Genomic DNA, 22,635 nt, shown 5'->3' with positions numbered 1-22,635 from the left:
CTGACCGCGCGGTCGTTTTTCCCGCCGTCCGGTCACGACGACACAAGCTCACGAGGCCGGCCCATTGCCGGCCTCGTTCTATTTTATAATTCGACCTGCGGCAGCCTTGCCGCACCGCCCCCTACGTTCACCCCTCTGGATCGGAATCATGACCCAAGCCCTGTTCGAATCGAACATTAAGAGCCTGCAACTCCTCGGCCGCGGCAAGGTACGCGACATCTACGCCGTCGACGCCGACAAGCTACTGATCGTCACCAGTGACCGCCTCTCGGCCTTCGACGTCGTTCTGCCCGACCCCATTCCGGGCAAAGGCATCGTGCTGACCCAACTGGCCAACTTCTGGTTCGAAAAGCTCGGCCACATCATTCCGAACCAGCTCACCGGCATCGATCCGGAAAGCGTCGTCGCCCCGGAAGAGCGGGCGCAAGTGCGCGGCCGCGGCCTCGTCGTCAAGCGTTTGAAGCCGCTGCCCATCGAAGCCGTGGTGCGCGGCTACCTGATCGGCTCGGGCTGGAAGGACTACCAGGAAACCGGCGCCGTCTGCGGCATCAAGCTTCCGGCCGACCTGCCGCTCGCCGCCAAGCTGCCGACACCGATCTTCACCCCGGCGACCAAGGCCGAGCAGGGCGACCATGACGAGAACATTTCGTTCGAGCACGCCCAGACGAGTTGCGCCGCCGCGCTCGCCGAAGTCCTCAAGGGCACGGGCAAGAACGGCGCCGAGATCGCCACCCAGGCCCGCGATGCGGCCATCGCCCTCTATTCCGCCGCGGCCGACTACGCCCTGACGCGCAACATCATCATCGCCGACACCAAGTTCGAATTCGGCCTCGACCAGAACGGCACCCTGCACCTCATCGACGAAGCGCTGACCCCGGATTCGTCGCGCTTCTGGCCGATGGACGCTTACCAGCTGGGCAGCAACCCGCCGTCGTACGACAAGCAGTACGTGCGCGACCACCTGGAAACGCTGACCTGGAACAAGAAGGCCCCCGGCCCGGCCCTGCCCGCCGAAGTCATCGCCCGCACCAGCGCCAAGTACCGCGAAGCCTACGAACAACTCACCGGCCACAAGCTGCCCGAGTAAGCGCGGCGTTTTAATCGACGCACCAGGGCGGCTTCGGCCGCCCTTCTTTTTTTGCCCTGCCCCTTGTTTTTTCGGGCGCCGCCGCCAACTCCAAAAGATACGCCCCACACTCCTCGTCCCACATTCCGCATTCGTCGCCCGAGAGGACCCCATGACCGTCTCCGCCAATCCGCTGCTCGACTTTTCCGGCCTGCCACGTTTCGACACCGTTGAACCGGCGCACGTCGAACCGGCGATCCGCCAACTGCTCGCCGAAAGCCGTGCGTTGATCGAGCGCCTGACCGCCCCGAACGCGGATGCGGCAACGCCAAGCTGGGACAACTTCGCCGCGCCGCTGACCGACGGCATGGAGCGCCTGTCGCGCGCCTGGGGCATCGTCGGCCACCTGCACTCGGTGCTCGACATCCCGCCCTGGCGTGAGGCCTACAACGCCATGCTGCCCGAGGTTTCGCGTTTTTACGCCGAACTGGGACAGAACCTCGCCCTCTTCGCCCGCTACAAGGCGCTGCGCGCCAGCCCTGAATACGCCACACTCAGCGCCGCGCGCCAACGCATCCTCGACAACGAGATTCGCGACTTCCGGCTCTCCGGCGCCGAACTTCCGGAAGCGCAGAAACCGCGCTTCCAGGCCATCCAGGAAGAACTCGCCGCACTCGGCGCCAAGTTCTCGGAAAACCTGCTCGACGCCACCAATGCCTTTGCCGAATACGTCAGCGACCCCGCCGAGCTTGCTGGCCTGCCGGCCGACGCCATCGAAGCCGCGCGCGAAGCGGCCGAGAAGGATGGCAAACCCGGCTGGAAGTTCACCCTGCACATGCCGTCCTACCTGCCGGTGCTGCAGTACGCCGACAGCCGCCGCCTGCGCGAGACGCTTTACCGCGCCTCGGCGACGCGGGCTTCGGAATTCGGCCCGGAGGCGCTCGACAACGCCCCGTTGATCCGTCAGATCCTGGCGCTGCGCCACGAAGAAGCCGGGCTGCTCGGCTACGCCAGCTTTGCCGAAGTCTCGCTGGTGCCGAAGATGGCCGAGTCGGTCGCGCAGGTCCGCGCCTTCCTCGACGATCTCGCGCGCAAGGCCAAGCCCTTCGCCGAACAGGACATCGCCGCCCTGCGCGCCTACGCGCGCGAGACCCTGAAGCTCGAAACACTTGAACCCTGGGACGTCGCCTACGTTTCGGAAAAGCTGCTGCAGGCCCGCTACGCCTTCTCCGAGCAGGAGGTGAAGCAATATTTCACCGAGCCCAAGGTCCTCGCCGGCCTGTTCCGCGCCATCGAGGCGCTCTACGGCGTGCGCGTCGAACCGGACCACGCACCGGTGTGGCACGAGGACGTGCGCTTCTTCCGCATCTCGACCCCGGACGGCGCCCTCGTTGGCCAGTTCTACCTCGACCTCTACGCGCGCGAGACCAAGCGCGGCGGCGCCTGGATGGACGAAGCGCTGACCCGCCGGCGGGTATTCAAGGACGGTGCCACCGGCGTGCAGACGCCGGTCGCCTACCTCAACTGCAACTTCCCGCGCCCGGTCGGCGGCAAGGACGCCACCTTCACCCACGACGACGTCATCACCCTGTTCCACGAAACCGGGCACGGCCTGCACCACCTGCTGACCCACGCCGATGAGTTGGGCGTCTCCGGCATCCACGGCGTCGAATGGGACGCCGTCGAGCTGCCCTCGCAGTTCATGGAAAATTACTGCTGGGAATGGTCCGTCGTCGAAGGCATGAGCGCCCACGTGGACACCGGCGCGCCGCTCCCGCGCGCGCTGTTCGACAAGATGCTCGCCGCGCGCAACTTCCTTGCCGGCATGCAAACCGTGCGTCAGCTCGAGTTCTCGCTCTTCGACCTGCGCCTGCACGCCGAATACGCGCCCGCCGCGCCGCGCGAAGCCCTCGACCTGCTCGCCGAGGTCCGTCGCGAGGTGGCCGTCATCGTCCCGCCGGAATGGCACCGCTTTCCGAACAGCTTCTCGCACATCTTCGCCGGCGGTTACGCGGCGGGCTACTACAGCTACAAGTGGGCCGAAGTCCTCTCGGCCGACTGCTACGCGGCCTTCGAAGAGGCTGGTGATCCCTTCGATGCCGCCACCGGCCAGCGCTTCCTCGACGAAATCCTGGCACGCGGTGGCAGCCGTCCGGCACTTGAGAACTTCCGCGCCTTCCGTGGCCGCGAGCCGCAGGTCGAAGCCCTGCTCCGGCACAGTGGTATGATCCCGGCGTAAGCATCGCCCCAAAGGAGAGGCCATGACCCCGCACCGTCCGCCCCCGTCCATCGCGACCGCACTGGCCGTGCTGCTGGGCATCGCACTGACAGCCTCCGCCAGCGCCCAGACCACGTACCGCTGGGTCGACCGGACCACGGGCCAAACCGTTTACTCCGACCAGCCGCCTCCGCCCGGCGTCCGCTACACCACGCAAGGCAGCACGCGCGAAACGGAGACCAGCGAAGCGATGGCAAGTGACGCCCCCTCCTCGCCTTCCTACGCCGTGCGCCAAGCTGCGGCCAAATACCCGGTGGTGCTCTACACCGCCGCCCACTGCACCGAGCCCTGTCAGCAGGCGCGCAGCCTGCTCAACGGGCGCGGCGTCCCGTTCGCCGAGCGCATGCTTGCCAGCCCGAAAGACATCGAGGACTTCAGCAAACGCTTCGGCGAAAGCGCCGGAATCCCCTCGCTCAGCGTCGGCCAGCAGATCGTCTCCGGGCTTGAGAACGGCGCCTGGAACAACCTCCTCGACCTCGCCGGCTACCCCAAGACCGCCCCTTACGGCAGCAAGCCCTCAGGCACCTTTACCCCATGAAACTCGCCGCCTGGAACGTTAATTCCCTCAAGGTTCGCCTGCCGCAGCTGCTGGACTGGCTGGCGTCCGCACAGCCCGACGTGATCTGCCTGCAGGAGACCAAGCTCGAGGATCACAACTTCCCGCAGGCCGAGATCGAGGCCGCTGGCTACCACGTTGCTTTTTCCGGGCAAAAAACCTACAACGGCGTCGCCCTGCTCTCCCACGCGCCGCTCACCGACGTCATTTGCGGCAACCCGCATTACCCCGACGCGCAAAAACGCCTGATCGCGGCGACTGTCGGTGATTTGCGCGTCATCTGCGCCTATGTGCCGAACGGGCAGGAGGTCGGCAGCGAAAAATACGCCTACAAGCTCGACTGGCTCGCCGCGCTGGAAAAATGGCTGGCCGAGGAAATCGCCGCGCACCCGCAGCTGATGCTCGCCGGCGACTTCAACATCGCTCCCGACGACCGCGACGTGCACAACCCCCAGGCCTGGGCCGGCAAGATTCTCTGCTCAGAACCCGAGCGCGAGGCCTTCCGTCGCTTGCTGGCGCTGGGTCTCGTCGACAGCTTCCGCCTGTTCGAGCAACCCGAAAAGACGTTCTCGTGGTGGGATTACCGCATGCTCGGTTTTCAGCGCAACCTCGGCCTGCGCATCGACCACGTCCTGCTGACCGCGCCGCTCGCCGCGCGCTGCACGGCCGCCGGCATCGAACGCGAACTGCGCAAGCTCGAACGCCCCTCGGACCACGCACCGGTCACGGCGACGCTCACCGAGTAGGAACCTTGCCGCCGCGCGGCTGGGGAGCCCCCTGCCCGCAGGGGCGCATCCACAAAGGGCTGGCGCCCGGCTGCAGGGCGCGCCCTGCTTAGCCTCCGGCGGGCCCGTCCGCAGCCCGTGCGCGGGCTTCGCCGGCCAGCATCTGGGCACGCAGTTCCTCGATCTTCTCGAAGGCGCCGTCGATCGCTACGTTGCCGAGCGGCATCCGGTGCGGCGGCTGCCCCGAGGCGACCGCTTCGATCACGCTGCGCACCAGGCGGGCCGGGTCGCCGGCTTGTTTGCCCGAGTTGCCGCGCACCTTGTCGCGACGTTGACCGGCCGTCGCCGCATAGGCGTCGATGCGCGCTGCGCTCTCGGCCGCCGAACGCCCGGCCCAGTCGGTACGAAAGCCGCTCGGCTCGACCAGCATGACCTTGATCCCGAGCGGTTCGACTTCCTGCCAAAGCGCCTCGGAAAGGCCTTCGACGGCGAATTTGCTGGCGTTGTAGTACCCGAGCGAAGGCGCACCGCGCAGGCCGGCGATCGACGAAAGATTGACGATGCAGCCGCGCTTTTGCCGGCGCATCGTCGGCAGCACGGCACGGGTCATTGCCGCCAGACCGAAAACGTTGATGTCGAACAGCCGCCGGATCGCCGCTTCCTCGCCTTCCTCGACGGCGGCAAAATAGCCGATGCCGGCGTTATTGACGAGCACGTCGATGCGTCCGAAACGCTGCTCGGCCGCCGCCACCGCCGCGGCGATCTGGGCCGCATCGGTGACGTCGAGCGCCAGCACGCAAGCCGCAGGATGTGCGGCGAACTCGGCCAAATCGCCCGCCCGGCGGGCCGTCGCGACGACGCGATAGCCGCCGGCCAGCAGTTGATGAACGAACTCCCGGCCAAAGCCGGTCGAACAGCCGGTGACGAACCACACCGGTGCGGAATCTTGGGACGTGCTTTCGGACATTGCCTTCTCCTGGGAGGGGAAACCGCGAGGCTGGCAAGTGAGAGCGCCTAGGCTACACTCGTGCCGTCGCAAGCCTTGAATGATGCCCCAATCGTGGAGGACTCGCCATGCAAAAGAACGTCGGCGGAATCGACAAAATCGCCCGTCTGGCGGTCGGCCTGGTGCTCTGCATCCTCGCCCTGGCCGGAACGATCGGCGCCTGGGGCTGGATCGGGCTGGTGCCGCTGGCCACCGGACTGATCGGCTGGTGTCCGGCCTACCTGCCCCTGGGCCTCAACACCTGCCGCCGTCCCGACGACGCGCCGCCGGCCTGAAACCCTCGCGCCAGCGCGCTCAGGAAAGCGCGTTGGCCAGCCGCACGTAGTCGGCGACCGCGAGTTCCTCGGCGCGCGCCGTCGGCGCGATACCTTGGGCGACAAGGAAAGCCTCGTCGCAGACGCCCTTCAGGTTGTTGCGCAGCATCTTGCGCCGCTGGGCGAAGGCCGCCGCAACGAGTGTGGCGAAGCGTTCCGGGTCGCGCGCCGTCAATTGCTCGGCCGGGCGCGGAATCAGGCGCACCACCGCCGAATCGACTTTGGGCGGAGGATCGAAAGACTCGGGCGGCACGTCGAGCAGCCAGTCGGCGACGAAACGGTACTGGAGCATCACCGTCAACCGCCCGTAATCCGCCGTTCCCGGCGCGGCAACGATGCGCTCGACAACCTCTTTTTGCAGCATGAAATGCATGTCGACCACCTGCTCGGCATAATCGGCGAGGTGGAAGAGGAGCGGCGTCGAGATGTTGTACGGCAGGTTGCCGACAATGTGCATCTTCTGCGCAGGGTTGGTGCAGACGCTCGAAAAATCGAATTCAAGCGCATCGCCGGCATGGATGATCAGGCGCTCGGCCGGATGCTGACGCTCAAGGCGAGCGACGATGTCACGGTCGATCTCGACCACGTGCAGGCGGTCGATGCGTTGCAGGAGCGGCTCGGTCAAGGCGCCCAGCCCCGGGCCGATCTCGACCACGCAGGCCTCGCGGCTCGGCGCGACGGCATTCACGATGTCGGCGACAACCTGCCGATCGATCAGAAAATTCTGCCCAAACCGCTTGCGCGCAACGTGTTGTTTCATTCCATACCCTTCGATCCAAGCGGTTCAGCGCAGGCTAACCCGCACCAGCGGGTTACGCCGGAGCTAAAACCTTGAAGCCCCAGCAGCTGTTTCATTCGTTCAATCAAACCACAACAAAAACCAAGCACGGGGAACACCAAGAAAGCTTGAATTCTGGTCTTGCGCTTTCTCCGCGCCTTCCGTGGTTAAAGATTTTCAGCCGTCCCCGCCCGCGCCACCATCTCGCACGCCTGCTCAAGCGCAACGAACAGGCTGCCGGGATCGGCACGGCCCGTGCCGGCGAGGTCAAGCGCCGTACCGTGATCGACCGAAGTGCGGATGATGGGCAGACCCAGCGTGACGTTGATGCCGTGACCAAAGCTCGCGTACTTGAGCGCAGTCAGCCCCTGGTCGTGGTACATCGCCAGCACGCAATCGCCCTGGCTCAGGCTCGGCGGGGTAAACATCGTGTCGGCCGGCAAGGGACCGATCAGTTGCAGGCCCTCGCCGCGCAGGCGCTCGAGTACCGGTGCGATGATGTCGATCTCTTCGCGCCCGAGGTAGCCGCCTTCGCCCGCATGCGGATTGAGGCCAGCAACGAGGATGCGCGGTGCAGCGATCCCGTACTTGCGTTGCATCTCCACCTGCAGGATGCGCAGCGTGGTCGCCAGAGATTCTGCGGTAATCGCGTCCGGAACATCGCGCAGCGCAAGGTGCGTCGTCGCCAGGGCGACGCGCAGGCCACCGCCGGCCAGCATCATCACCACCTGCGGTGTTCCGGTGCGCCCGGCAAGGTATTCGGTATGCCCGGTGAAGGCGATCCCGGCCTGGTTGATGACCCCCTTGTGCACCGGCGCGGTGACCATGGCGGCAAACTCGCCCGTACGACACCCGTCGCAGGCAAAATCGAGCAGGCGCAGAACGTAGGCGGCGTTGGCCGGATCAAGGCGACCGGGCTGGACCGGTTCGGCCAGCGGCACGTGCAGCACGTCGAGCGTCCCGGACAAGGGCTCGACCTCAGGACGCCAGTCGCGCAGCGTTACCTTCAATCCGAGTGAAGCGGCGCGCTCGGCGAGCAGCCCGCGATCACCGAGGACGAGAATGCGGGCCGAGCCCAAGGCAAGCTGCGCCTCGGCGAGGCGCAGGCAGAGTTCGGGGCCGACGCCGGCAGGTTCGCCGGAAGTGACGGCGATCACCGGCCGCGTCATGTTCAGCGTTCCTCGAGGCGCAACTCAACGTAGGCGCGGTCACGCATCTGGCGCACCCAGTCCTGATAGGCCTCGTCGATCTTGCGCTCCTTGAGCACCTGACGCGCGGCGGCGCGTTGCCGCTCGCTCGACACGTCCTGAACGCGCCGTTCGAGCACCTGAATCAGGTGGAAGCCAAACGGCGACTGGACCGGAGTGCTGACGACGCCGATCGGCAGTTCGTTCATCGCCCGCTCGAAATCGGGCACCGTGTCGCCGGGATAGATCCAGCCCAGATCGCCGCCCTTGGCCGCAGAGCCGTCCTGGGAATACAGCCGGGCGAGTTCCTCGAACTTTGCGCCGTGCTTGATGCGTTCGTAGATGCCGTTCAGGCGGTGGCGCGCATCAGCCTCCGAAACGACTTCATTCACCTTGATCAGAATGTGCCGGGCTCGGGTCTGCTGCACTGCGGGCAGGGTCGCGCCGCCGCGCTTGCCGATCAGCTTGACGAGGTGAAACCCGTTGGGGCTGCGCAGCACCGGCGCGACTTCGCCCGACTGCAGGCGCTGCGCGACCTCGGCGAAAATGCTCGGCAGGCGGTTGAGCGGGCGCCAGCCGAGGCTGCCGCCCTGCAGCCCATCCGGCGCATCCGAATACGCGGCGGCCAGCTTGGCAAAGTCCTCGCCCTGGCGCAGACGCTCGTCGATCTGATCGGCCTTGAGCTTGAGACGCTGCAATTGCTCGGGCGTCGCCGATTCAGGCGCGCGCAGCAGGATGTGGGCCACCTCGTACTCTTCACCGCCACCGCGGCTCGGATCGCCGCTCAGGTAATTGTCGATCTCGGCTTCGGAGATCAACAGCTTGCTCTCGACCTCGCGTTCGCGCAGACGCGAGATCGTGATCTCGTCGCGGATTTCCTCGCGGAATTTGGCGAAAGCGATCCCGTCCTTCTGCAAGGTGTCGCGGAACTGCGCCAAGGACATCTTGTTGTTCGCCGCGATGCGCTGGATGGCGCTGTCGAGCTGGCCGTCGTCGACCCGCAGGCCGATCTCTCTCGCCCGTTGCAACTGGACGCGGTCGATGATCAAACGCTCAAGCATCTGCCGCTCGAGCACATCGCGCGGCGGCAAAGGCGTGCCCTGGCGCTGCAACTGCCCCAAGGCCATGTTGAGGCGGGTGCGCAGCTCATGCAGCGTCACCACCTCGTCGTTGACCACCGCAACGATGCGGTCGGCCGGCAGCGGTTCATTCTGGGCGTGGGCCAGGCCGATGAAACACAGGGCGGCGAGAAAAACGCGCATCAGCATCGTCATGCATACCTCTTGGAATCAATAACTGGAATCAGCACTGGGCTGATTGATCAGGCTGTAGCCCTGAACGCTGCGGCTCAACAGCTTAAGCGGATTGCTGCCGATGCGCGAGAAGTCGTTCAGCTCGAGCTGGACAAAGAAACTGGTCGAGGCGTCGTCCTCTTTCAGCGCCAAACGCTGAACAACGCCGCGCAAGACCCAACAACCACCGTTGTACTCGAGGCCACCCAAAGTCTCGATGAAGCGCCCCTTCTGCGTTCCCGACGTAGAGAGCACGCTGCCATCATCACGGAACGAATAATTGAGCCTACCAACGGCGTAGAGCTTGCCGCTCAGCGGCCACTGGGCCGAGAAATCGACCTGGTCGACCGGCGCGTTGGGATCGCGGTTGTAGCGGTAGGCCGCGTTGAAGGTCTTGCCCGGTTCGGGGTTGTAGCGTCCGCCGACGGCAAAGCGCTGCACTTCGCGGTCGGCCAGGTTGTACTGCCAGGCAAAGTCGGCATAGATGCGCGGCAAGACCTGGCCACTGAAGGCGGCGAGGAAGTCCGAACGCCGCCAGCGGTCATCGTCCGCTGCCGGAAGCGTTGCGGAATTCAGAGCCACCTTGTTGCGCTCGAAGTAATAGCGCTGACCGACCATGGCGCGGAAAATCTCGTTCCCGGTCGTCGGCTCGATCAGGCGCGACGACAGCGCTGCGGTCAGCTGGTTCGCATTGCTGATCCGGTCCCAGCCGGTGTACTGGTTCTCCGAGAAGATCTGCGCGAAATTGAAGTCGGCGAGCGCCGTGTCGAAATTCGGGATCAGGCTCTGATCCTTGTACGGCACGTTCAGGTAATAGAGGCGCGGCTCGAGCGTCTGTGTGTAGTCACGCCCGAACCACTTGTCGGTGCGCTCGAAGGTCATCCCAGAATCGACGCTGAAAATCGGCAGGTTGCGCGTGATCGTATCGGGCGTCTCGGCCTTCTGGCCGCTCAGGCTGTAGTGAGTCGAGTTGACTCCGAACTTCGGCGTCACGTACCAGCCCGGCGTCTCGAAGGGCAGCGCCAGTTGGGGATAGAGCACCGTACGCTTGCCATCGGGATCGCTGATCGGAATCCCGTTGATCACCTGCTTGGCCTTGGTAAAGTTGGTGTACTGCCCCATGAAGCTCGCGTCGGTCCCGAAGAAATCCGGGCGCCGCGCATTCAACGTCAGTTGCGGCAGCAAGCGGTACTGCTCGAGCACTGGGTTTTTGAGGTCGGTCTGCAACGTCTGATACTGCTGGACGTTGGCCGTCGCCGACCACCAGCCTCCGCCACCGTAGGTGAGCAGCCCCCGTTGCAAGAGCTGGGTCTGCGCGGTTTTGACGACATTGTTCGAGAGGTCGGTGTTGTAGTCGTCGTCCGACACCTTGGTGTAGTCGATCTGCCCGGTAAAACCATTTGACGTTGACTGCAGATGTTTCAAGGACAGCGCGTAGCGCTGATCGCCGTTGCGCTCGCGGTCGCTGGGCAGAATCTCGGCATTGACCTCGCCACGGTAGACGCCACCATAGGCGGTGTTCAGGTAGCGGAACTCGCTGCCCAGTTGGGTGCCGCGCTTGCTCATCGTGCGCGCGACGAGGGTCGCGTCCATGTTCGGTGCGATGTTCCAGTAATAGGGGATCGTGGCCTCGAAGCCGCGATCGGTGTTGGTGCCCAGCGAAGGCGCAAGGAAGCCGGACTTGCGCTCGTTGTTGAGCGAGAACGAGAGCCAGGGCGAATAGAGGATGGGCACGTCCTGGAAGTAAACCGTGGCATCCTCGCCCTCGCCGACCTCGCGGTCGTAGTCGAGCTTGAGCTTGCTGGCGCGGGCATACCAGCCGTTGTTGCCGGGCATGCAGGTGGTGTAGGTGGCGTTGCTCAGGCGGACCTGGTTTTCGCCCTCGAAGTCGATCCGGTCCGCTTCACCGCGCGCTTCAGTGGCGCCCTTCTCGCGCTTGAGCGGGTCGATCTTGCCCTGGCCGGGCTTGATGTCGAGGACGCGCGGGGTGGCGAAGCCCGAGCTGAACCACTCGTCGCTCGCCACCTGCGCTGCCTCGCTGCGTGCGAAGGCCTTGTTCGCCGCGGCCTGGCTGCCGGCCTGCGGCACCCGTTTCATGGTGTAGGCCGGTTGCTCGAAGAAACCGACCTGATCTTCGAGCTTCATGCGCATGCGCGGCCCGGTCACCACGTCGTCGCCTTGCTGCAGTCGGACGTTACCCTGCGCCTCGACCTCGTCCTCGAGCGGCCAGTAGGTCAGCTGGTCGGAATTGAGCACGGTGCCAATCTTGCGCAGTTCAGCGTCGCCCTCAGCGGAGAACTCGCGCTCAACTTCGCCGCCCATGCGGTAAGCGCTGAGGAAGACCGGGCGCGGCGTCTCGCTGCTCTTGGGCGGCGGGGTCATGCCTTTGGCCGGACGCAGGGCCAAGGCCGGCGTCGGATCGGGAACATAAACCTCGTCGCGACGGCCGGTCGCCGGCACGAGCGGCGGCTGCGTCCCGGACGCCAGTCCGGAACCAACGCCCGCAGTCGCACTTGCAGCCACGCTCGGCTGCGCGCTGCCTGGGCCGTCCGTCGCCGCGCCCGCAACGGTGGTGACCGCCACCTCGGGGCCATACGGCACTCGCTGCGCGAGCGGAACTGCGGGGCCGAAGCGCGCCTCGGCAAATTGCACCTGCGGCTCGGGCTTGGGCGCGGGAGTGCCGATCTTCTCACCCGGTTTGCCGAGTTCCCACTTGGCCCAGATGAAGAAGATGTTGCCGTTGCCTTGCCCGCCCGGGATGAAGGTCCCTTCAAGGCTGAGGTTCTTGTAACCGAAGGACGCGATCGGCAGGATGTACGGGAAGGGCAGATAATCGTTGATGTCGGTCCGCGACAGCAGGCCGGCGGTATAGCCGAGGCCGAAGCGGGTGTTTTCCGAAGTGTTCCAGACGCTCTTCCAGCCGTAGCCGAGCATGTACATCGGCTTGAAGTGCGAATCCTGGAAGGCCAGGCCGTAAACGCCTTCCCAGTTACCCTTCTCGTTGTAGAACCCCTTGCCGAGGCCGAACCCGTAAGGCGTTTCCTGGTAGGAGTCGATCTGCTCCTTGGTGTACTTGCTGCGCAGGTGATGCGTGTGCAAGGGCAGGTAGAACTCCCAATTCCCCTTGTCGTAGGGCGCGGTCGCCGTATCCCAGGCGCGGCGGTACCAGGGTTGCGGCGGCTCGGCCGGAAGCGCTGCGCCCGAAGCGGCGGCCAGCGTTTGCGGCCGAGTCCCGGCCGGCGCGGCGGGGCGCGCTTCTGGACGCACCGGAGCCGAATAAGTCGTCGCGGGCCGGGCTGCTTGTGCGGCAACAGCCTCGGGCGGCAGGCCCAGCAAGGCCGGATCGACACGCAGCGGCGCCTGAGCCGAGGTGGGCGCGCGAGGCGCCGGTGCGGGGCTGGGGATCGGCTGCGGCTGCGATACAACGGGTTGCGGAGCAACGGGCTGAGGTTGCGGCGCCGAGCGTGGTGGCGGTGCCGCCGGAGCGCTCGGCACAACCGGGGCGCTCGGCGCGCCTGGAACGCTTGATCTTGGCCCCGGCGCGGGCGCCGGCGCCGGCACGCGCTCTGCCGTGCGGGGCGCTGGTTCCGAAGTTGGTGCCTGCGGACGCTCGACGCGTTCCTGCGGCGAAGATGTAGGCGAAGGCGCCGCGACCGGCTCGGCCACGCCGGGCTTTGAGGCCGCAGCAGGCGACACGGTTTCCGCTTCGGGAGTCGGACTCGCCAGAGGACGGGCTTCGGGCGCGGGCGCCTCGACCGGGCGCACGTCGACACGCGCCGGTTCCGGCTGAGCCGGTGCCGGAGGCGGCACGGGCTTGGCTGGCGGCAGGCCGAGCAACACCGGGTCGACCCGCAAGGGGGTCGACTGGGCGTGCGCTGGGCCGACATGCCCGCCAACGATGGCGCCGGCAAAGCCGTAGCAGAGGAGCAGCGCGATGGGGGTGCGCCGAACGGGAACAGTCATCCGAATACCGTCGTCAGTCTTGCCGCCCCGCCATGCTGCCGGTCTGGCGAGACCTGAGCGCAGCGGGTGTTAAAATCCGCGCATTTTAGCATCAACCCCCGAGGAGAAGCGGCATGCCGCGTACCACCTTGCTGCGCGAATGGATCGACGCGCAGTTTGCCCCGAAATTCCCCGGCCAGACCGTCGCGCTCGCCCCGGCGTCGGCCGACGCCAGCTTCCGCCGCTACTTCCGCGCCACGCTGCCCGACGGCGGCACGCGCATCGTCATGGACGCCCCGCCCGAGCACGAAGATTGCCGCCCCTTTCTCAAGGTTGCGGCGCTGCTGCACGACGCCGGGGTGCATGTTCCCGAAGTCCATGCCGAGAACCTCGCCCACGGTTTTTTGCTGCTCTCCGATCTCGGCCACACCACTTACCTCGCCGCACTCAACGCCGACACCGCCTGCGCGCCGACGCTCTACCGCGAGGCCAACCGCGCCCTCGTCGCCCTGCAGCAAGCGAGCCGCCCCGGCGTCCTGCCCGAGTACGACCGCGCCCTGCTGGCGCGCGAACTTGCGCTCTTTCCCGACTGGTACGTCGCCCGCCACCTCGGTATCGAACTCACTGCCGCCGAGCGGGCTGACCTCGACGCCGTCTTCGAGCGCCTCCTCGCCAACAACCTCGCCCAGCCGCAGGTCTTCGTGCATCGCGATTACCACTCGCGCAACCTGATGGTCAGCGGCGACGCCTTTCCGGCGACGCCGGGCATCCTCGACTTCCAGGACGCCGTCTACGGCCCGATCACCTACGACCTCGTCTCGCTCTACCGCGACGCCTACATCGACTGGCCCGAAGCGCAGGAACTCGACTTCGTGATCCGTTACTGGGAACTGGCGCGCACCGCCGGCCTGCCCGTCAGCCCGGATTTCGACGCTTTCTACCGCGACTACGAATGGATGGGCGCGCAGCGCCAGCTCAAGGTGCTCGGCATCTTCGCCCGCCTCTGCCACCGCGACGGCAAGACCGGCTACGTCAATGACATGCCGCGGGTGATGGCCTACCTGCGCCGCACCGCCGCCCGTTACGCCGACCTTGCCCCGCTCGCCCGCCTGCTCGCCCGCCTGGACGACGCGCCAGCGCAAGCGGCGTACTCCTTCTGAGCCCCCGCCTCTCATGAAAACGATGATCCTCGCCGCCGGTCGCGGCGAACGCATGCGCCCGCTCACTGACACCACGCCCAAGCCACTACTCGCCGCCGGCGGCAAACCGCTGATCGTCTGGCACCTCGAACGCCTGACCGCGGCCGGCTTCACCGACATCGTCGTCAATCACGCCCACCTCGGCGAGAAAATCGAAGCCACGCTCGGCGACGGCCGCGGGTTCGGCGTTTCCATCACGTATTCGCCCGAGCCTCCGGGCGCGCTGGAAACCGCCGGCGGCATCGCGCGCGCGCTGCCGCGCCTCGGCGAAGCGCCCTTCCTGGTGGTCAACGGCGACATCTGGTGCGACTGGGATGTTGCCCGCGCCCCGGCGCTCGCCGCCACGCTCGGCCCCGAGCACAACGCCCTCGCCCACTTGGTCTTCGTCCCCAACCCGGCGCAGCACGCTGGCGGCGACTTCACGCTGAAGGGCAACACGGTGACGCTGGCCCACGGCGGGCCGACGCACACTTACGCCGGCATCGGCATCTTCCACCCGGCCTTCTTCGCCGGCGTCTGCCCGAACACGCCGCTCAAACTGCGCCCGCTGCTCGACGCCGCGATCCCGCGCGGCCACGTTCAGGGCGAACTGCACACCGGGCGCTGGACCGACGTCGGCACGCCCGAACGGCTGGCGGAACTCGATCGCCAACTGCATACTCCCATTTCCTCCTGACCTCACGCTGCTCGCCCACGCCATGAGCCACGCTCCCTACGCCGCCCGCCGCCAGGCGCTCCTCGAACGCCTCGGTGACGGCGTCGCGATCATCCCCACCGCTGCGGAAAAAGTCCGCAACCGCGACACCCACCACCGTTTCCGCTTCGACAGCTACTTCTGGTACCTCACCGGCTTTCCCGAGCCCGAGGCGGTGATCGTCCTCGTCGGCGGCGCGGCGCCCAGGAGCATCCTCTTTTGCCGCGAGAAAAACGAAGAACGCGAGGTCTGGGACGGCTACCGCTACGGCCCGCCGGCGGCGCGCGAGACCTTCGGCTTCGACGAGGCCTATCCGATCGATGAATTCGACCAGCGCCTGCCCGACCTCATCGCCGACCGGCCGACCGTCTGGCACGCCCTCGGCCTCGACCCGGCGTGGGACCAGCGCCTCATGGCGGCGATCAACGTCGTGCGCGGCCAGGTTCGCGCCGGTCGCCGCGCACCGACCACCTTCATCGACCTGCGCGGCGCGCTCGACGCCATGCGCCTCGTCAAAGACGCACACGAAATCGACGTCATGCGCCGCGCCGCCGCGATCACCTCGGCCGGCCACCTGCGCGCCATGCGCACCTGTCGTCCGGGCATGGCCGAATACGAACTCGAAGCCGAAGTCGCCTACGAATTCCGCCGTCGCGGCGCCAGCGGCCACTCGTTCTCGCCCATCGTCGCTGGCGGGCATCATGCCTGCGTCCTGCACTACATCGAGAACGACAAGCTGCTGCCCGAACACGGCCTGGTGCTGATCGACGCCGGATGCGAACTCGAAGGCTACGCCGCCGACATGACGCGCACCTTCCCGGTCAGCGGCCGTTTCTCGCCGGCGCAGAAAGACGTTTATGAAGTTGTCCTCGCCGCGCAGCAGGCGGCAATCGACGCCGTGCGCCCCGGCGTGCCGTTCAACGCCTACCACGACGCCGCGCTGCGCGCGCTGGTGCAGGGCCTCGTCGACCTGGGCGCGCTGGAAGGCAGCGTCGACGGGCTGATCGAAAGCGAAGCCTACAAACCCTATTACATGCACCGCGCCGGCCACTGGCTGGGCATCGACGTCCATGACGCGGGCGAGTACAAGACCGGCGAGGACTGGACGACGCTCGCCCCGGGCATGACGCTCACCGTCGAACCCGGCCTCTACATCCGCCCAGGATCGGCCGCGCCGGCGCACCTGCATGGCGTCGGCATCCGCATCGAGGACGACGTCCTGGTCACCGCCGACGGCAACGAGGTCTACACCAGTACGCCCAAGACCGTCGCCGACATCGAGGAGACGATGCGGCGTGACTGACCCGCTTGCACGACACGCCGGCACCGATCCCGACATCCTCATCGTCGGCGCCGGCCCGGTCGGCCTCACCCTCGCGCGCGCCCTCGCGCCCGGCCCGTGGCGCATCGCCCTGCTCGACCGCCGCCCCCGCGGCGCCGGCACGAACGACCCGCGCGCGCTCGCGCTCTCCTATGGCGCGCGCCAGTTGCTCGAACCGCTCGGCGCCTGGCCTACGCATGCCGAATCGCCGATCCGCGAAATCCACGTCTCGCAACGCGGCGGCTTCGGGCGCACCCTGATCCGCCCCGAAGACTACGGCCTGCCGGCCCTCGGCGACGTCCTGCGCTACGGCGACCTCACCACCGCGCTCGAAAGCGCCCTCGACCGCCAAGCCGCCCCGCCCGCCTGGCTCGCGCCCGCCGCCATCCAACGCCTCGCCGCACTCCCCGAACGGGTGAGCGTCCTCCTTGCCGACGGCCGCACGCTGAAGCCGCGCCTCGTCGTCCATGCCGAAGGCACGCCCGGCGATGAGGCGGCCTGCGCCGCCTTCCGCTACCGCCAGCACGCCGTCATCTGCGAAGCCACGCCGCGCGAAGCGCACCACGGCCGCGCCTGGGAACGCTTCACGCCCGACGGCCCGCTCGCCCTGCTGCCGCTCGGCCAGGCTTACGCCGTCGTATTCACCGTCCCGCCCGAGAAGGCCGACGCCCTGCTCGCGCTCGACGACAACGCCTTCGCCCGCGCCCTCGAAGCCCAATTCGGGCGCCGCCTCGAAATCGCCGCCTGCGGCCCGCGCCACGCCTTCCCGCTCACGCTGCGCCTGCGCAAAGCGCTCGTCGCCCCGCGCGAAGTGTGGATCGGCAACAGCGCGCAAACGCTGCACCCCGTTTCCGGCCAGGGCTTCAACCTCGGCCTGCGCGACGCCGTCGAACTCGCCGACCGCCTGCTCGCCGCCGCCGATGCGCAAGAACTGGACCCCGGCGCCAGCGCCACGCTCGCCGCCTACGCCCGCGGCCGCCAGCTCGACCGCCTGGGCGGCGCGCTGTTCACCGACGGCCTCGTCCGCCTCTTCTCCAACGACCTGCCGCCGCTGCGCGCCCTGCGCGGCCTCGGCCTGCTCGCCCTCGACACCCTCCCGCCGCTGCGCCACCTCGTCGCCAAGCGCATGCTCTGGGGCGCCCGCGCCTGAGCGCCAAGCAGGGCGCGCCCTGCAGCCGGCCTGGAGGGCGCATGCAATGGCGCTCCCAGCCGCGCAAAAGCCTCAGCCCCGCGCCACCAGCAAGCCGCTCCCCAGCAGCACGAAAGCCGCGCCCGAGGCGTAGCGAAAGCGCCGCCGCCCGGCTTCTGAAGCCAGCCAGGGCGCGACCTGGCGCGCGGCGGCGAGGTAGGTCGCATGCGCGACCAGGGCGCAGCCCGAGAAGGTCGTCGCCAGCAGGAAAAACTGCGGCAGCAGGGGCGCGTCGGCGCGCACGAACTGCGGCAGCAGCGCGCTCAGAAAGATCAGCGCGCTGGGGTTGGTCGCGGCGACGGTGAAGCCGGATCGGAACAGCGCCGCGCGGCCCGGCGCACGCTCCGTTGCCACACCGGCCGCCCGCCAGGGGCGCGCGGCCAGCCGCCACTGTCCCCAGCCGAGGTAGAGGAGGTAGAGCGCGCCGCCCAGGCGGATGGCGGCAAGCGTCCACGGCGCCGCGGCCAGCGCTGCGCCGACGCCGAGCCAGGTCAGCGCCGCCAGGGCGAACAATCCGGCGGCGTTGCCGAGCGAGCTGAACGCCGCCTGCCGCGCGCCGAGGCCGATGGCGTTCGAAACGGCCAGCAGCAGCGCCGGGCCGGGACTGAAGGTCGTCGCCAGCGCGGCGGCGACGAAAAGCAACCAGTGGGAAAAACTCATTCGTCATCCTTTCTTCCAGGCCGCATCCCGCCGGCCGTCGCGGCCGGGCATGGGAGATACCACGGCGCTGAGCATCAAAAAAACGCCGGACCGGCCACCCGCGACGACAGAACGTTCGCATGGGGGGCGCGCTTCGGCCGCCTTCAGGCAGCCGGCCCGGCGACCACGGCAGCCGGGCCAAGACAACGCGGCAGCGACCACCGAACGAAACGATACAAAATCAAATAGAATCGATTAATCCGCCAAAACCGATATGATTTTCAAATGAACATTGAAAACATCCAGGACCTGCGCATCCTCGTCGAAACGGCGCGCGGCGGCACGCTCTCGGCCGCCGCCCGGCGCCTCGGCCTCACGCCCGCGGCAGCCAGCGCGGCGCTCAAGCGCCTGGAGACGCAGCTCGCGCTGCGCCTCTTCGAGCGCTCGACGCGGGCCATGCGCCTGACCGAAGCCGGGCAGACGCTGCTCGCCTACGCCGAACGCGCGCTCGACTTGCTCAACGAGGGCGTGGCGCAGGCCGACAACGCCCGCGGCGGCCTCACCGGCGTCATCCGCCTCGCGGCGCCGCAAGGGCTCGCGCACAGCGTGCTGCTGCCCTGGCTCGACGACTTCCTGCGCGCGCACTCCGGCGTACGCCTGCACCTCACGGTCGGCGACCGCTTGCAGGATCTGCTGCGCGACGAGATCGACCTCGCCCTGCGCTTCGGTGCCCTGCCCGACTCGGCGCTCGTCGCCCGCCCGTTGTGCGCCACTGCGCGCATCGTCTGCGCCGCGCCGGACTACCTGGCGCGCGCCGGCGCCCCCGCGCACCCGAACGAACTGCCGCGCCACAACTGCCTGACCTTCGACGCCAACGGCCGTCGCCTCAAACAGTGGTCGCTCGTGCGCGGCAGCGAAACCTGCACGGTGCAGGTCGACGGCGACCGACACAGCAACGACGCGGCGCTCGCGTTGCGCTGGGCGCTGCTCGGTCGCGGCCTGGTGTTCAAGGCCGAAGCCGGGCTGCGCAGCGAACTCGCCTGCGGCGCGCTGGTGCGCGTGCTGCCCGAGTGGCAGGGCGAGTCCTACCCGCTGCACGCGGTGCTGCCGAGCCGCCGCTTCGTCCCGCAACGGGTGCGCGTGCTGGTCGACTTCCTGGCCGCCAAATTCGCCACCGGCTAAGGCCGTAGCGACTGCGCTTTCCCGGCGAGCCCCTCGTTTTTTACCCCTGCCCCGGAAGGCGCATGCAATGGCGCCGACAGCACGTGCCGGCCTGGAAGCCGCATCCAGATGCGCTTTCCAGGCCAGGCCGGCGGATTGTCGATGCCAATGGCAAGGCGTAGGATGGCGTCAGACCATGACCATTGAAGAGGGGTGCAGATGAATCGAGAAACCGATCCCGCCTCGGCGCCAGCGCCGGCGCCGGAAACACACGCGGCCTCCTGGTCGCTGTCGCTGGTGCGCAACGACCCGCTGTACCGCCTGCAGCGCAAGATCGGGCTGATCCCCGAAAACGGCCTGGGCATCGTCCGGCGCATGCTCTTCTGGACGCTCTTCGCCTGGCTGCCAACGGCGCTGTGGGCCTGGCACGTCAACCACCTGCTGCCGGGAACGATCAGCGAGCCGCTGCTCGGCCACTTCGGCATCAACGCCCGCCTGCTCGTCGCCGTGCCGCTGTTCATCCTCGGCGAGGGCTTGGTGCATGCCACCCTGACGCAGCAGCTGCCGCGCCTGATCACCTCGGGCCTCGTCCCGCCCGAGCAGCATCCGGCGCTGCGCGCCATCCTCACCGACACCGCCCGGCTGCGCGACGCGCTCCTGCCTTGGGTGGCGATGGCCGGCCTGATCGTCGTCTTCTTCGTCTTCGGCACGCCCGGGCACACGCCGCACGAACTCTCCTGGGCCGGCACCGAAGGCGAGGCCACGCCGCGGATCGGCTTCGGCGGCTGGTGGTACCTCTACGTCGGGCGCACGGTCTTCCTCACCCTGCTGCTCGCCTGGCTGTGGCGCACCCTGCTCTTCGCCCGGCTGCTGATGCGCATCGCGCGCCTGCCGCTGGCGCTGGTGCCGACCCACCCGGACCGCTGCGGCGGCCTCGAATTCCTCGGCCGCCTGCCGATCATGTTCGCGCCGCTGGTGCTCGGCATCTCCTCCGTCTTCGCCTCGTCGTGGGCGCACCAGCTCGTCTATCACGAGGTGCCGCTGGCGGCCTTGCGCATCGAGATCGCCGCCTTCGTCGTCCTCGCCCCGGCGCTCTTCGTGCTGCCCTTCCTGCCCTTCATGGGGGTCATGCTGCGGGCCAAGAAAGACGCCTTGCGCGCCTACGGCGAACTGATCGCCCACCACGGCCGCCTGGTGCATGCGCGCTGGATCGAGAAGAAAGAGGTGCCCGAGCAGCCGCTGCTCGACGCGCCGGAACTCGGCCCGGTCGCCGACATCGTCGCCCCCTACGAGTTGATCTCGGCGATGCGCCCGCTGCCGCTCGCCCTCCCCTCGCTGCTGCCCCTGCTCGCGGCGGCGCTGGTGCCGATGATCGTCCTCGCCTCGATCCAGATGCCGATCCAGGCCGTGCTCAAGGGCCTGCTCAAGATGCTGGTCTGACATCCACGCCTTGGCTTCGCCGTCCGCCGGTCGCGAGGTCGGCGGATGCGCGCGGAGATTGCGTCTCCCCCACGGTCGGCTAGCATGAAAGTCCACCCCGCCCCCTCGGGAGGCCGTCATGAAGCACACCGCCCTCTGCCCGAAGTGCAACGCCCCCGTCACCAAGCTCAGTTTCGAGGTCGTCGACATCGTCGACCATGACCAGAACGTCGCCGCCGGCGGCGTCTTCCTCTGCCCCAGCTGCCACGCCGTGCTCGGCGTCGGCCTGCACCCCGAAGTCTTCGTCAGCGACCTCGTCGAACGGCTCAAGGCCTGAGCGGAACGCCCGTCAGCGCGGCCGCGACACCGTCCCGACGGCCGCCAGGATGAGCAGCACGGCCAAGGCCTCGCGCCCGCCGAACGGCTCGCCGAGCAGCAGCACCCCGCCCAGCACGCCGACCAGCGGCGTGCTCAGCGAGGACAGCGAAGACACCGCCACCGGCACCATCAGCGCGATGCGCGTCCACGCCCAGTAGCAGAACATGAACGAGACGAAGACGTTGTAGAGCAGGCCAAAGGCCGGCCAGAAGCTCGGCCAGACAAGGCGCGCCGACTCAAGCGGCACGGCCACCGCCAACACCGGCAGCCCGCCGAGCAGCATCATCCAGCCGGTCAGCGCCGCGGGCGGCAGCGCCACCGGCAGGCGCTTCAAGAGCACGATCCCGAGCGCCCAGCTCCACGCCGCCAGCAGCATGCAGGCGATGCCCAGCGGCGCCTGCAACATCCCGTCCAGGCTCCCGCCGAGCAGCACGGCGATGCCCGCGAGGCCCAGCCCCAAGCCGAGCACCCGGCGCGAGGTGAGTTTCTCGCCGAGCAGCCAGGCCGAGAGCAGCATGCCCCACAACGGCATGGTGTAGCCGAGCAGCGCCGCGCGCCCCGAGGGCAGCAGCGCGACGCCGTAGATCGCAAGCACGTTCCAGCCCAGAATGTTGAACAGCGCCAGCAGCAGCAAGCGCCCCCACTGCCCCTCCGGCACGCGCACCGAATGCCCGGCCAGCCGGGCGATGAGCAGCACGCCGAAACCGCCGACGATCAGGCAGCCGGCGCGGAAATAAAGCGGCGGCACCTCGGAGAGAACGACCTTCATCACCGGCCAGTTGAGCCCCCAACCGAGGGACAACAGGGCCAGCAGGATCAGCCCCTGGCGGGGCAAGCGTTGGTGGGGGCTGTGCATCGGGAATCCAGATAAAACAGACGCGCCGGTCAGGACGACCGGGCCGACCCGGCATTATCCGGGAAAACGCGGGGCGGGACGAATCTGAGGCGGATGCAGCAGAGGGGTGACGCGACGGCTGGGGGTGCAGAGGTCCGAAAGGACAAATGTCTCTGCCATTTTTATCGTGGTCTGTCCCCTATTATTCTCTATTGATTGTGATCGGATAAAATCAGAGAAACCAATAAAATACTCCGTAAAAATATGAAAAAACAGCACAAAAACCAAGGTATGTATAAAAATAAAACCGCAGCGGGGAACGGAATGCTCTTGGTTGATAAATAATTTTAAAATACCCAACAAAAGCAAAAAGCAGCGCGACAGTTGCTTTAAAAACAGCAACCGTCGGCCCCTGGTTGTCGATTTGCACGAACCCGTTTACCCACCAACCCCCTATGGCTAAAAAAATTAAACCAAACCCAAGAAAATCAATACACACCAACATAATTCTTGCGACAACCGAAAAAATCTTCATCACCACCTCATTTAGCAATTAGGGGACAGACCACGATTCCCTCGCAAAACTGCTATCCACGCGCATCCTACGCTTTGCCAACGTCATTCTCAATCGCCTGTTTTACCCGGCTCAGGAAGGC

The 22,635-nt window shown here is 67.3% G+C and carries 20 protein-coding genes; 12 read left to right on the top strand and 8 right to left on the bottom strand.

Annotated elements, in window-relative coordinates; translation table 11 throughout:
• Positions 1–148 precede the first annotated feature (148 nt).
• The 4 genes from QMB55_RS14570 (at position 149) to xth (ending at position 4,646) form a co-directional block, all read left to right on the top strand.
• A complete protein-coding gene (locus tag QMB55_RS14570; protein WP_497589460.1) occupies positions 149–1,087 on the top strand; it encodes a phosphoribosylaminoimidazolesuccinocarboxamide synthase in 939 nt (312 codons plus the stop codon).
• Between the two features lie 151 nt (positions 1,088–1,238).
• Positions 1,239–3,305, top strand: a complete 2,067-nt coding sequence (locus tag QMB55_RS14565) for a M3 family metallopeptidase (RefSeq protein WP_497589459.1) — start codon at positions 1,239–1,241, stop codon at positions 3,303–3,305.
• Between the two features lie 22 nt (positions 3,306–3,327).
• Positions 3,328–3,882 carry a DUF4124 domain-containing protein gene (locus tag QMB55_RS14560; RefSeq protein ID WP_497589458.1) on the top strand — a complete coding sequence of 185 codons (555 nt, stop codon included), beginning with the start codon at positions 3,328–3,330 and terminating at the stop codon, positions 3,880–3,882.
• Positions 3,879–4,646, top strand: a complete 768-nt coding sequence (gene xth, locus QMB55_RS14555; RefSeq protein WP_497589457.1) for an exodeoxyribonuclease III — start codon at positions 3,879–3,881, stop codon at positions 4,644–4,646. Before QMB55_RS14560 ends, xth begins: the two co-directional genes overlap by 4 nt.
• An 88-nt stretch (positions 4,647–4,734) precedes the next feature.
• Here xth and QMB55_RS14550 read toward each other — a convergent pair whose 3' ends face one another.
• Entirely contained in the window at positions 4,735–5,592 is an 858-nt protein-coding gene (locus QMB55_RS14550; protein WP_497589456.1) for an oxidoreductase, read from the bottom strand.
• A 107-nt stretch (positions 5,593–5,699) separates the two neighbouring features.
• Between QMB55_RS14550 and QMB55_RS14545 the strand changes: the two genes are divergently transcribed.
• On the top strand, positions 5,700–5,906 hold the full coding sequence (locus QMB55_RS14545; protein WP_497589455.1) for a YgaP family membrane protein: 207 nt from the start codon (positions 5,700–5,702) through the stop codon (positions 5,904–5,906).
• A gap of 19 nt (positions 5,907–5,925) precedes the next feature.
• Here the strand turns inward: QMB55_RS14545 and rsmA are convergent, their stop codons facing one another.
• The 4 genes from rsmA to pagP form a co-directional block, all read right to left on the bottom strand.
• Positions 5,926–6,705 (bottom strand): 16S rRNA (adenine(1518)-N(6)/adenine(1519)-N(6))-dimethyltransferase RsmA, encoded by a 780-nt coding sequence (gene rsmA, locus QMB55_RS14540; protein WP_497589454.1) that lies wholly within the window; start codon positions 6,703–6,705, stop codon positions 5,926–5,928.
• A gap of 185 nt (positions 6,706–6,890) precedes the next feature.
• Entirely contained in the window at positions 6,891–7,892 is a 1,002-nt protein-coding gene (pdxA, locus tag QMB55_RS14535; protein ID WP_497589453.1) for a 4-hydroxythreonine-4-phosphate dehydrogenase PdxA, read from the bottom strand.
• A gap of 2 nt (positions 7,893–7,894) precedes the next feature.
• Positions 7,895–9,184, bottom strand: a complete 1,290-nt coding sequence (locus QMB55_RS14530; RefSeq protein WP_497589452.1) for a peptidylprolyl isomerase — start codon at positions 9,182–9,184, stop codon at positions 7,895–7,897.
• Positions 9,185–9,199: 15 nt separating this feature from the next.
• Positions 9,200–13,165 (bottom strand): lipid IV(A) palmitoyltransferase PagP, encoded by a 3,966-nt coding sequence (pagP, locus tag QMB55_RS14525; protein WP_497589451.1) that lies wholly within the window; start codon positions 13,163–13,165, stop codon positions 9,200–9,202.
• 113 nt (positions 13,166–13,278) lie between these two features.
• Here pagP and QMB55_RS14520 point away from each other — a divergent pair, with 113 nt between their 5' ends.
• Genes QMB55_RS14520 through QMB55_RS14505 form a run of 4 tightly spaced genes read left to right on the top strand, consistent with a single transcriptional unit; the run spans position 13,279 to position 17,508 of the window.
• Positions 13,279–14,304, top strand: coding sequence for an aminoglycoside phosphotransferase family protein (locus tag QMB55_RS14520; protein ID WP_497589450.1), 1,026 nt, complete (start codon positions 13,279–13,281; stop codon positions 14,302–14,304).
• A gap of 13 nt (positions 14,305–14,317) precedes the next feature.
• Positions 14,318–15,019, top strand: coding sequence for an N-acetylmuramate alpha-1-phosphate uridylyltransferase MurU (murU, locus tag QMB55_RS14515; protein WP_497589449.1), 702 nt, complete (start codon positions 14,318–14,320; stop codon positions 15,017–15,019).
• A 22-nt stretch (positions 15,020–15,041) separates the two neighbouring features.
• Positions 15,042–16,340 (top strand): aminopeptidase P N-terminal domain-containing protein, encoded by a 1,299-nt coding sequence (locus tag QMB55_RS14510; protein WP_497589448.1) that lies wholly within the window; start codon positions 15,042–15,044, stop codon positions 16,338–16,340.
• Positions 16,333–17,508, top strand: coding sequence for an FAD-dependent oxidoreductase (locus tag QMB55_RS14505; protein WP_497589447.1), 1,176 nt, complete (start codon positions 16,333–16,335; stop codon positions 17,506–17,508). The genes QMB55_RS14510 and QMB55_RS14505 overlap by 8 nt, the downstream gene beginning before the upstream one ends.
• Before the next feature lie 72 nt (positions 17,509–17,580).
• Here QMB55_RS14505 and QMB55_RS14500 read toward each other — a convergent pair whose 3' ends face one another.
• A complete protein-coding gene (locus QMB55_RS14500) occupies positions 17,581–18,207 on the bottom strand; it encodes a LysE family translocator (RefSeq protein WP_497589446.1) in 627 nt (208 codons plus the stop codon).
• A gap of 264 nt (positions 18,208–18,471) precedes the next feature.
• On the opposite strand from QMB55_RS14500, the gene QMB55_RS14495 reads away from it, so the two are divergent.
• From QMB55_RS14495 to QMB55_RS14485, 3 genes are all read left to right on the top strand, one after another.
• Positions 18,472–19,368 (top strand): LysR family transcriptional regulator, encoded by an 897-nt coding sequence (locus QMB55_RS14495; protein ID WP_497589445.1) that lies wholly within the window; start codon positions 18,472–18,474, stop codon positions 19,366–19,368.
• Positions 19,369–19,566: 198 nt separating this feature from the next.
• Positions 19,567–20,787, top strand: coding sequence for a hypothetical protein (locus tag QMB55_RS14490; protein WP_497589444.1), 1,221 nt, complete (start codon positions 19,567–19,569; stop codon positions 20,785–20,787).
• A 118-nt stretch (positions 20,788–20,905) separates the two neighbouring features.
• Positions 20,906–21,103, top strand: a complete 198-nt coding sequence (locus QMB55_RS14485; RefSeq protein ID WP_497589443.1) for a hypothetical protein — start codon at positions 20,906–20,908, stop codon at positions 21,101–21,103.
• A gap of 12 nt (positions 21,104–21,115) precedes the next feature.
• Here QMB55_RS14485 and QMB55_RS14480 read toward each other — a convergent pair whose 3' ends face one another.
• Together QMB55_RS14480 and QMB55_RS14475 are read right to left on the bottom strand one after the other, a co-directional pair.
• A complete protein-coding gene (locus tag QMB55_RS14480) occupies positions 21,116–22,000 on the bottom strand; it encodes a DMT family transporter (protein WP_497589442.1) in 885 nt (294 codons plus the stop codon).
• Positions 22,001–22,211: 211 nt separating this feature from the next.
• Positions 22,212–22,514 carry a hypothetical protein gene (locus QMB55_RS14475; protein WP_497589441.1) on the bottom strand — a complete coding sequence of 101 codons (303 nt, stop codon included), beginning with the start codon at positions 22,512–22,514 and terminating at the stop codon, positions 22,212–22,214.
• Between the last annotated feature and the right edge of the window lie 121 nt (positions 22,515–22,635).

Origin of the sequence: Propionivibrio sp. (assembly GCF_041441355.1) — a bacterium.
GTDB lineage: Bacteria > Pseudomonadota > Gammaproteobacteria > Burkholderiales > Rhodocyclaceae > Propionivibrio.
Note: the sequence above shows the minus strand (reverse complement) of the source record. Positions and strands in the feature narration are given on the sequence as shown.

Excerpts from the sequence above, each read along its gene's own strand:
- pagP (WP_497589451.1), bottom strand. The coding sequence starts at position 13,165 with ATGACTGTTCCCGTTCGGCGCACCCCCATCGCGCTGCTCCTCTGCTAC.
- QMB55_RS14560 (WP_497589458.1), top strand. The coding sequence starts at position 3,328 with ATGACCCCGCACCGTCCGCCCCCGTCCATCGCGACCGCACTGGCCGTG.
- QMB55_RS14550 (WP_497589456.1), bottom strand. The coding sequence starts at position 5,592 with ATGTCCGAAAGCACGTCCCAAGATTCCGCACCGGTGTGGTTCGTCACC.
- murU (WP_497589449.1), top strand. The coding sequence starts at position 14,318 with ATGAAAACGATGATCCTCGCCGCCGGTCGCGGCGAACGCATGCGCCCG.
- QMB55_RS14495 (WP_497589445.1), top strand. The coding sequence starts at position 18,472 with ATGAACATTGAAAACATCCAGGACCTGCGCATCCTCGTCGAAACGGCG.
- QMB55_RS14500 (WP_497589446.1), bottom strand. The coding sequence starts at position 18,207 with ATGAGTTTTTCCCACTGGTTGCTTTTCGTCGCCGCCGCGCTGGCGACG.
- QMB55_RS14475 (WP_497589441.1), bottom strand. The coding sequence starts at position 22,514 with ATGAAGATTTTTTCGGTTGTCGCAAGAATTATGTTGGTGTGTATTGAT.
- QMB55_RS14510 (WP_497589448.1), top strand. The coding sequence starts at position 15,042 with ATGAGCCACGCTCCCTACGCCGCCCGCCGCCAGGCGCTCCTCGAACGC.
- QMB55_RS14570 (WP_497589460.1), top strand. The coding sequence starts at position 149 with ATGACCCAAGCCCTGTTCGAATCGAACATTAAGAGCCTGCAACTCCTC.
- rsmA (WP_497589454.1), bottom strand. The coding sequence starts at position 6,705 with ATGAAACAACACGTTGCGCGCAAGCGGTTTGGGCAGAATTTTCTGATC.
- QMB55_RS14530 (WP_497589452.1), bottom strand. The coding sequence starts at position 9,184 with ATGACGATGCTGATGCGCGTTTTTCTCGCCGCCCTGTGTTTCATCGGC.
- QMB55_RS14490 (WP_497589444.1), top strand. The coding sequence starts at position 19,567 with ATGAATCGAGAAACCGATCCCGCCTCGGCGCCAGCGCCGGCGCCGGAA.
- xth (WP_497589457.1), top strand. The coding sequence starts at position 3,879 with ATGAAACTCGCCGCCTGGAACGTTAATTCCCTCAAGGTTCGCCTGCCG.
- QMB55_RS14565 (WP_497589459.1), top strand. The coding sequence starts at position 1,239 with ATGACCGTCTCCGCCAATCCGCTGCTCGACTTTTCCGGCCTGCCACGT.
- pdxA (WP_497589453.1), bottom strand. The coding sequence starts at position 7,892 with ATGACGCGGCCGGTGATCGCCGTCACTTCCGGCGAACCTGCCGGCGTC.
- QMB55_RS14485 (WP_497589443.1), top strand. The coding sequence starts at position 20,906 with ATGAAGCACACCGCCCTCTGCCCGAAGTGCAACGCCCCCGTCACCAAG.
- QMB55_RS14520 (WP_497589450.1), top strand. The coding sequence starts at position 13,279 with ATGCCGCGTACCACCTTGCTGCGCGAATGGATCGACGCGCAGTTTGCC.
- QMB55_RS14545 (WP_497589455.1), top strand. The coding sequence starts at position 5,700 with ATGCAAAAGAACGTCGGCGGAATCGACAAAATCGCCCGTCTGGCGGTC.
- QMB55_RS14480 (WP_497589442.1), bottom strand. The coding sequence starts at position 22,000 with ATGCACAGCCCCCACCAACGCTTGCCCCGCCAGGGGCTGATCCTGCTG.